This window comes from Paraburkholderia sp. JHI2823 (genome assembly GCF_038900695.1).
Taxonomy (GTDB): Bacteria; Pseudomonadota; Gammaproteobacteria; order Burkholderiales; family Burkholderiaceae; genus Paraburkholderia; species Paraburkholderia mimosarum.
Genome location: NZ_JAYMRY010000423.1, coordinates 1 through 255, shown reverse-complemented (window position 1 = coordinate 255; position 255 = coordinate 1). Strand labels below are relative to the sequence as shown.

1 pseudogene is annotated in these 255 nt (G+C 66.7%); it reads left to right on the top strand.

Annotated elements, in window-relative coordinates:
- A pseudogene (locus VSR34_RS39260) lies at window positions 1–255 on the top strand (phenylacetic acid degradation protein); the annotation flags it as partial.

The window sequence follows — 255 nt, the reverse complement described above, 5'->3', positions numbered from 1 at the left end:
GCGTGCGCGGCGGGCGATTCTCGAACTTCGCGTTCGAGCAGCTCGCGCCGGGCCACGAAATCGAAGTGATGACGCCCGACGGCCGCTTCTTCACGCACCTGAACGCCGAGCACGGCAAGCACTACGTGGCGTTCTCGGGCGGCTCGGGCATCACGCCCGTGCTCGCGATCATCAAGACGACGCTCGAAACGGAGCCGCGCAGCGCGTTCACGCTCGTGTACGGCAATCGCAGCGTCGACGCGATCATGTTCGCCG